The 6,221-nt window shown below is 68.3% G+C and carries 4 protein-coding genes; all 4 read right to left on the reverse strand.

From position 1 onward, the window contains the following. Nucleotides 1–26 precede the first annotated feature (26 nt). Nucleotides 27–1,283, reverse strand: coding sequence for a glycosyltransferase (locus GEU01_RS08050; protein ID WP_019085660.1), 1,257 nt, complete (start codon nucleotides 1,281–1,283; stop codon nucleotides 27–29). A 73-nt stretch (nucleotides 1,284–1,356) separates the two neighbouring features. Further along, nucleotides 1,357–2,448 (reverse strand): hypothetical protein, encoded by a 1,092-nt coding sequence (locus GEU01_RS08055; protein WP_019085661.1) that lies wholly within the window; start codon nucleotides 2,446–2,448, stop codon nucleotides 1,357–1,359. Nucleotides 2,449–2,534: 86 nt separating this feature from the next. Beyond that, nucleotides 2,535–5,498 carry a glycosyltransferase gene (locus GEU01_RS08060; RefSeq protein WP_026018591.1) on the reverse strand — a complete coding sequence of 988 codons (2,964 nt, stop codon included), beginning with the start codon at nucleotides 5,496–5,498 and terminating at the stop codon, nucleotides 2,535–2,537. Next, the coding region (locus GEU01_RS27740) for a tetratricopeptide repeat protein (RefSeq protein WP_456303511.1) at nucleotides 5,476–6,221 on the reverse strand (746 nt) is incomplete at its 5' end. The genes GEU01_RS08060 and GEU01_RS27740, both read right to left, overlap by 23 nt.

Consider the following 6,221-nt stretch of genomic DNA (forward strand, 5'->3'; position numbering starts at 1 on the left):
GGCTGCCGGGTCATGCGGCCCGGCGGTCATGCAACGGCATCGGTCGGCACGGCGCGCGCCCCGCTTCCGGCAAGCTGGCCGATCAGCCGGTGATAGCGCGCCATGTAGGCGTGCATGTCCAGCGTGCGTTCGGCCTGCGCACGGACATTGGCCCGCAGCCTGCGCGCCAGACGCCTGTCTTCCAGCAGTTCCAGCACGCCTTCGGCAATCCGCCGCGGTTCATGAAACGGCACCAGCCGCGCTGTCCTGCCATCGCGCAGGAATTCCTCGACCGGCGGTGTCCGGCTCCCCACGATGGCGCAGCCACAGGCCATCGCTTCACGTAGCGACCATGACACCACGAACGGGTATGTCAGGTAGACATGCGCGTCCGATCGCTGCAGCAGGCGGCAGAAATCACCATAGCCGACCTTTCCCGCGAAATGGACGCGCCCCGCATCCAGCGTGGTGCCCAGTTCCGCCAGCATGTGCTGCCGCCATGTCCGGCCACCCGGCGCACGACCGCCATAGCTGACACCATCGCCCCCCACCACAATCACCCGCACGTCGCCGCGTTCGCGCAGGATATGCGGCAGGGCACGCATGAAGACGTGAAACCCGCGATAGGGCTCCAGGTCACGGGCAACGTAGGTGAGCAGTTTTTCACCCGGCGCCACGTGAATATCCCCCAATGCAAAGGGGCGTGCAGTCGCCTGCGGATCGGGCGCGCATCGCTCCAGATCCACCCCTTCGGGCAGGAGTGTTATGCGTGGCCGTGCCCAGTCGGGATAGGTATCGCGCTGGAAGCGGGTGGGGGAATGACCCCAGCCCGACCCGGCAAGGGCCAGCAGGTTCAGGGTATTGCGCGCCCGGACCAGGGGGGCCGCGCCAGCGGCGGGAGCAAATTCCGGATCAAAGCCCACATCCAGCCCAGCGGGATGATAAAAGAATTCGTAATAGCCCAGCATCGGGACATCGGGGTAGACATCAGCCAGTTCCAGCATCTCGCCCCAGCCATGATGGCCGATGATGATGTCAGGTACATACCCCAGCCCCCGCAGGGTCCGCGCAGCCCGCGCCACCTCGGCCGCGCGCTGCATGGCGCGGGCCAGTTCGGCCACCGGGGCCGGGGCCGCCACCCGCACGGGCGGCGGCAGGCGATAGGACACCCGCCGCACACCGGGCATGTGCCCCTGTCCCGTTTCACTTATGAAAACGATTTCATTGCCGCCCTGCACCCGCAGGTCACGCAGCAGATGCACGAACTGGGCAGGAAAATTCTGGTGTACGAACAGGTATTTCATGCCCTGTCGCCCCGGTTTCTTCCCCCGCATGCCGACTGTTTCCAAACCGGGCATGCTGGCGGGCCGTAAATGCTCACGGCTCCGCCATGGTACGTGACCGCCGCCCTGCCTTGCGGCGTCGGTCGCGCGGCGTGGCGGTGGATGGCGCGGCGTTCTTTCCGGACCTGCGGTGCCACCATGGCACGGGCTGGCCCGATCTGTTTTCAGGCGCCTCGGGCTCACACGTGGACGCACGCGCGGGCAGGGCACGCCTGCCCCGCCGCACGCGGGGGACAGGATCGGGTCTGGTTTCGTCATGGGGCACGGTCGCCAGCAATGCCTCCTCCGCCCCGCCATCATGGGATGTGGATGGCGGCGGAGCAGCCTGCCGGGACTGGATGTCAACCCGGAAGGCTTCCAGCGGGGCATGCGAAGGCGCCATGACCGACGTGTCCGCCAGCGGGCCCAGGCGGGTGCCATCGGTAAAACAGGCCTCGATATGGCAGGTAAACTGCCGCGCGGCGTCCCCCTTCAGCCGGACCCGCAGGCCCAGCAGGGGCAACGCCATGCCCCGGCTGCCACAATAGTCACCACCACGCACCCACGGCGAAAACCAGTCCTCGCCCAGAATGGCCTGATATTCCACGTCATCCGCACCAAGGCCGGACGCGGGCTGGATGGCGAAGCCTTCCATCCACTGCCCGCTGCCCCCCGTGCCCATCCACGTCCCGAGCGGGGCGCTGATATCACCCCGGCCCTGAATATGGGCAATCATGCTGCCTGCACCGATTTCCCCGGCTGCCTCCACCGCTGGTGACGGGGCGGGCGCGGCAGCGTCGGGCGCCACCGACGGGCCGGACAACCTGACCACCTGCAACCCCGGCAGGGCAGCGCCGTCACGCACCGGATCACGATAGGTGGTGACCAGCACCGCGCCGCCCCCGTCAGGCATGCGTACAAGGGCGGCCCCGCCCTGCGCGCCCATCCAGCCATCCGCGGCAAACGTGCTGACCCGCACCGCGTCCATGCCGGGTGGCGTGGTCACGCGCATGCCGGATAGCGCGCCAAACCCCGCGCCTGCCGGGGCCGAAGCGTGGAAAATGCAGTACGTGCCACCTTCCAGCCGCATAAGCTGTGCGCTGGCATGGATATCACCCGCCTGCGCGGGGGAGCGCGTGGCCTCCATTATCGGCATCCCGCCACGGAAAGGCACAACACCATACGCGCAGGGGCTGGGGCAATAACGATCAAGACGGGCCTCTTTCGCTCAAATCATGGATGGACTCTGGCCGTGGCGGGATGCCCGGCCCGGGCATAAGACAGCAAAAACGTATTCAATTGGTGAACGGGCAGCCCCGGCGGCACGCATCTCCCCCGCCCCGTCGCATGGATACGAGCCGCGACCGCGCCAAGGTCAAACGACACGCAACGCAATCCCGCACGCCATAGCTGGGTCAGGGTGAAGCACCATGTCTCGGGACAGATGGAGGGCACGAACCCCACATCCCCCATCGCCCCGCGCAGCAGGGACACCGCTTCTTCCCCTTCGTACCGTCCGGTAATGAACACCCGCCCGGTTTCCAGCAGGGCCGCGTCATCGGATGTATGCCCCACCACGATGAATTCCAGCGGCAGGTCACGCGCGCGCGCATCACGTGCCGCCGCAAGCATGATCGCGCATCCCTTATCCGGCCCGATACCGCCCGCCACCACGACCCGGTAGCGGTCATTACGCGGCGGCAGGCCGGATGCGGGCCGGTCCGCACAGGCGGCGGCGAACTGGCGTAGCGACAGGGCGGGGCTGTCATTTTCCAGCGCTGATGTTTCACAGGAAACATCCGGGACGTAGCGCGCCAGCCTGCGGGCGACATCCGCCGATGGCACGATCACCCGCCGCGCCCCGGCCAGTTCACACGCCGTGGCGTGACGCAGGCGGTCCACATCTTCCTCATCCACCAGCGAACCCAGCGCGTGGACACAGGCCCGGCAGCCCGCCAGATCGGGTTCCCCGCAGTAACGCCCGGCAGGCCCCACCAGTGTAATGCGCGGGCAGATACCGGCATAATCATGCACATGCCGGTCATAGGGCACGCCCAGCCGCGCGCACAGGTCGCGCACCCGCATGCCATGACCCAGGTGATGATGCACCTCGACCAGACGCAGGCCGAGCGCGCGCAGCAGCGCCACCAGTGCATCCCCCTGTTCCGGCCATGCAAAATGCAATGCCGGATACGACCCTTCCGGCCTGCCATCACGCAGCGTGAACCCATCTGCGGCCGGTTCCAGCACAAGCGGGCGACAGCCCGCCGCCGCCCACTGCCGCGCGCGATGGGCCACCACGCGGGCCACGCCCCCCGTCCCGGCATGGGTCACCAGCAGGACCGCGCCCTCATACCCTGCCTTGCGCGCGCCGCGATGCCACACCAGCAGCGACAGGCGCTGGCGGGACGCTGCCAGCGGGTCCGCCGCGACATGCGCCTGCACCAGTGCGTCATAACCGGGAAACAGCCGGTTCAGGATCCACAGGTTGCGCTGCTGCAGCGCCCTGCGCTGCGCGCCAAACGACACGCCGCCCACATGCCCCACGAATACGCCCACCGCCGCCCGATGCCGCCAGCCCGCCAGCCGGGCGCGCATGGAAAAATCATTTTCCTCCCCATATCCCCTTCCATACAGTTCGGGACGGAACAGACCCGTCTGGCGCAGGCAGTCATGGCGGATCAGCATGCAGAAGCCGTGCGCGGTGGGGATTTCCACATCCAGCCCCCCATTGGCCCGCAGGCTGGCCGCCATGAGGTGGCCGACATCTTCCCTGTCACAGGGACGGGGCGCCGGCGGGTCCGGGTCGGGCCATGTCAGGATGGAGGCATCATTGGACAGGGGCGAAACCGTGCCCGTATCAACCCGCGCATAGGCCACACGCAGCATTTCATCCAGCCAGCCGGGGGCCAGCAGCGTATCGCTGTTCAGCAGCACGACATCCATGCCATCAGCATCGGACAACGCGGTATTGACCGCCGCCGGATAACCCTGATTGGCATCATGCCGCCGCAGGCTGATCCGCCCCGCCCCCGCCAGATTGTCCAGCGCCAGCGCCAGTGCGGGATCCGGCGTCGCATCATCCACCACCATGATTTCCGTGGCCGTGCCATCCGATCGCCGGGCCAGCGTGTCAAATACGCTGTCAAGACAGGCCAGCGTACGCACCCGGTCGGCATAAACCGGGATCACCACCCGGCAGCGCGCCGCACGCCCGGGCAGATTGGCGGGAATGCGCACCCGTCGCCGCATGTTGGGGAACACCTGCCGCGCACGGGGCAGGCACACCGGCAGCGGGGAGCCGGTCAGCTGCCGCCCATCAGACAGGGTCACATGCACCATGCCCTGTGGCGCGAGATCGGCCCACGCCATGCCAAACCCCCATACCGGCACGCCCGGGCCCGCGATATCATCCCATCCGGTCCCCCATTGCCGCGACAGGACGGGCGCGCGCCTGCCATGGGCATCATCGGATATGGACAGTCCGGGCGGTTGATCGGGTCGCGCGGGCATGAAGGCCCAGCCCGTCATGCCCTGTCCATCGGCCATCACCGCCCCGGTCACATGCAACAGCGCCGCCCGGTCCGGCCGTGCGCCAAGCAGGGGCGTGCCCTCATACTGCACCATGATATCATGGGCCTGCCGCCAATACCGGGGCAGCATCACGCACTGCCCGTCATGCTGCCGGGGCATCCACCCCTGCCCGTCCAGCATGACCTCCGGCGCGTGACCTTCCGGCAGGGCGCCCCAGTGCAGCACGCCATCGGGATCCAGCGCGCACCAGCCCCGCAACGCCATATGGCGACATACCAGCCCCGCCGGGAGACACAGCGCCGGGTCAAAGCCATAGCAGGTGAAAAAGCGCCCCAGCAGCCGGGCCGCCTGCGGCCAGGCACGGATCATGCACTGCGCCAATATGTGCAGACGCAGGCCCGCGCGGAATTCCCCCCCCACCATGACCGTTTCAATCGCGCGGGCCGCGCCACCCCCATCACCCGCACCCAGCCGGGCGGCCGCCAGCGCGTACAGCACGCCCCGGTCCGTCGGGGCCAGCCGCGCCGCGCGTTCCATCCATGCCAGCGCCAGCCCGTGCTGCCCCTGTTCAGCCAGATGGCGCGCATGCCGCATGGCCCCCACGACATCCGCGCCCGGTCCTGTCGTGCCGCCTGCTTCACTATGGGGCATGTTCGTCCGCATGCGTCATGTGATCCAGTTCATCACGTGCCGCGCGCACGCCGCCTGCAGCCGCCTGTTCCAGCCAGTAGCGCGCACGCGCACGGTCCACGGGACCAGCCAGCCCCCTGGCCAGGTACCGGCCCAGCATGAACTGCGACAGGGCGTTGCCCCCTTCGGCACCCTGCGTGAACCAGTGCAATGCCTGCGTCCGGTCCGACGGCAGGTCGTGGCCACCGCCATACATCGCGCCAAGGGAAAACATGGCTTCAACCCGGCCCATCCGTGCCGCGCGATGATACAGCGCCAGCGCGCCCGCATGGTCACGCGGGCCGCCAAGCCCCTCCAGCCGCAACTGTGCGGCCGCCACACAGGCCTCGGCCAGCCCATGCCCGGCGGCGCGTTCCAGCCAGCGGCGGGCCTGATCGGGATCAGCCGTAACCCCGTCCCCTTTCAGCAGCATGCGCCCGTACCAGTATTCGGCATTGACCACCCCCGCGCGGGCAGCCCGTTCCATCCATGACGCGGCCTGCACCGGATCCGTCACGCCGCCCACCCCGTCATGCAGGCAGACAGCAAGGTTGAAGGCCGCAACCGGATCCCCCGCCCGTGCCGCCGGCATGAAATCGGACAGGCGCGCATCCGGCGCGGAACATGCTTCGCGTCCCTGCGCCACCAGCGATGCGGCAAGGTCCGTCATGGCCGCGACATCACCCAGTTCAGCCGCGCGTTCCAGCCAGTGGCGGG

The sequence above is a fragment of the Komagataeibacter europaeus LMG 18890 genome (genome assembly GCF_000285295.1).
Lineage (GTDB): Bacteria > Pseudomonadota > Alphaproteobacteria > Acetobacterales > Acetobacteraceae > Komagataeibacter > Komagataeibacter europaeus.

Bases quoted from the DNA above. Each gene is read 5' to 3' on its own strand.
- GEU01_RS08050 (WP_019085660.1), bottom strand. From the start codon at position 1,283: ATGAAATACCTGTTCGTACACCAGAATTTTCCTGCCCAGTTCGTGCAT.
- GEU01_RS08055 (WP_019085661.1), bottom strand. From the start codon at position 2,448: ATGGAGGCCACGCGCTCCCCCGCGCAGGCGGGTGATATCCATGCCAGC.
- GEU01_RS08060 (WP_026018591.1), bottom strand. From the start codon at position 5,498: ATGCGGACGAACATGCCCCATAGTGAAGCAGGCGGCACGACAGGACCG.